Raw genomic sequence first — 2,248 nt, forward strand, 5'->3', positions numbered from 1 at the left:
CGCGTCGCTGATACCGCGAGCCGTGCGGGGGCGACTGCGGGGAAGACCGTCACAGCATCTGCCCCGACGGGTGTGCTGCAGCAATCGGTGCAGAATCTCGCCGGGACGATGGCCGAACGTGCGGTAGCCGGTTTGTCGAACCGGGTCTCGCGAACCGCGGACCGGCTCAACGACTACGCACAAGGCAGCGGAGGCAATCTGCTGGCGGCCGTGACCGGCGTGGAGAAGCTGGCCGGAGGCGCCTCACCGTTGCAAGCGGCGGTCAGCGCAGGGGTGAGCAAACTCGGGCATACGGCCCGGGAGACGTTCGAGTCCGTCAAGGAATCGCTGACCGGCGGCACGGGCAAAGGCGGCACGAAAAAGCTGAAGCTGACCAACATCGTCGAGCAGATCGACATCGGAGTGCCCATCGACCTGGCCTACGACCAATGGACCCAGTTCGCGGACTTCCCGAAATTCACCAAAAAACTCGAACAAGTCGAACAGGTCTCCGACGAGAAACTCACCTGGACCGGCAAAGTGTTCTGGTCCAGACGCACCTGGGAATCCACGATCATCGAGCAGGTCCCGTTCGAGCGGATCGTGTGGCGTTCCAAAGGCGCCAAAGGCTACATCGACGGCGCCGTCACCTTCCACGAGATCACCCCGGACCTCACCCGCATCCTCGTCGTGCTCGAATACCACCCGCGAGGAGCGTTCGAGAAAACCGCCAACATCTGGCGCGCGGCAGGTCGCCGCTGCCGGCTGGAACTCAAACACTTCCAGCGGCACGTCATGACCGAGGCGGTCCTGCACAGCGATGACATCGTGGGCTGGCACGGCGAAATCCACGACGGCGAAGTCATCGAAGACGACCAAACCGCACGGCGCAACGAAACCGAAGACAATCGCGCCGACGAAGAAGCCGACGAAGAAATGGAAGAAGCCGAGCAAGACGAGGCCGAGCAACACGAGGACGAAGAGGCCGACGAGCACGACGAGGACCAGTTCGCCACCGACGAGGAGGAACAACCCGAGCCGCCTCGCCACCGAACAGCCGCCCGTAAGAGCCCAGTGACCCGCCGGTCGCGCATGAGCCAAGGAGCAAGCAGATGACAATCCAACCCTCAGGAGGCGGCGGCACCGGCACCCTGGCGCGGCCGAACTCTTCCAGCCTGGCCGATGTCGTGGACACCATCCTCGACAAAGGACTGGTCATCGACGCATTCGCCCGAGTATCGCTGGTCGGCATCGAACTGGTGACCATCGACGCACGCGTCGTGGTGGCCAGCGTCGACACCTACCTACGCTTCGCCGAAGCCGTCAACCGGCTCGAAATCTCGACCAGCGAGCCGAAGGGCCTCACCGACATCGTCGGCGAGGTCACCGAGGGCGCGTCGAAACACAAAACGAAGGGCGCACTCGAGGCGGCCGGCGAGAAGGTCGCGGACTTCCTCGGCGATGTGCAGAAGCAGCGTCAGACAGTGCGCAGGCCGTCCACACGTGAGGACCGATGATGGCTGCCGAATCAACAGCTGTGTATGTCTACGGCATCGTGCCCGCCGACGTCGAAGCCCAACCACACGCCACCGGAGTCGGCGATCCACCCGGTGAAGTCACGGTCGTGCGGCACGGCGAAATCGCCGCGCTGGTCAGCACGCTCGACCCTGATCGGCCATTGGGCACACCGACCGATCTCAGAGCCCACGAGGAACTGCTGGACGGATCGGCCGCGGTCACTCCGGTGTTGCCGCTGCGGTTCGGTGCGGTCATGACCGACACCGACGCGGTGGAAAGCGAATTACTCGCCGCGAACGAGGACCAATTCCGCGCCGCGCTCGACGAACTCGAGGGCCGGGTCCAGTTCGTGATCAGAGGGCGCTACATCGAAGACATGATTCTGCGGGAACTCCTCGACGAGAACCCCGAGGCCGCTCGACTCGGAGACGAGATCCGCGGCAAGCCCGAGGACCTCACCCGCGACGCGCGAATCATGTTGGGCGAGATGATCAACCAGGCCATCGAGGCCAAACGAGCGCAGGACACCCACAAGGTGGTTTCCGAACTCGAGAAACTCGACGCACTGATCAACCAGCGTGAACCCACCCATGAAGAGGACGCCGTCCACCTCGCGGCGCTGATCGAATCGGCCCGGGAACAAGAGCTGGAGGACACCGTGCGCCGGCTCGTCGCGGACTGGGACGGCCGGGTGGAGCTCGATTTGCTCGGACCGATGGCGGCCTACGACTTCGTCACCAAGCCAGCCCCC

3 protein-coding genes are annotated in these 2,248 nt (G+C 64.2%); all 3 read left to right on the forward strand.

Annotated elements, in window-relative coordinates; translation table 11 throughout:
* Positions 1-1,095, forward strand: a 1,095-nt coding sequence (locus GLP40_RS33045; RefSeq protein WP_230330177.1) for an SRPBCC family protein, incomplete at its 5' end; no start/stop codon positions are given.
* Positions 1,092-1,496 carry a gas vesicle protein GvpJ gene (gvpJ, locus tag GLP40_RS33050; RefSeq protein ID WP_154791957.1) on the forward strand — a complete coding sequence of 135 codons (405 nt, stop codon included), beginning with the start codon at positions 1,092-1,094 and terminating at the stop codon, positions 1,494-1,496. The genes GLP40_RS33045 and gvpJ, both read left to right, overlap by 4 nt.
* On the forward strand, positions 1,496-2,248 hold a 753-nt coding region (locus tag GLP40_RS33055), incomplete at its 3' end, for a GvpL/GvpF family gas vesicle protein (RefSeq protein WP_230330178.1). The genes gvpJ and GLP40_RS33055, both read left to right, overlap by 1 nt.

It is taken from the genome of Nocardia aurantiaca (assembly GCF_009708175.1).
In the GTDB taxonomy this organism is placed as follows: Bacteria; Actinomycetota; Actinomycetes; order Mycobacteriales; family Mycobacteriaceae; genus Nocardia; species Nocardia aurantiaca.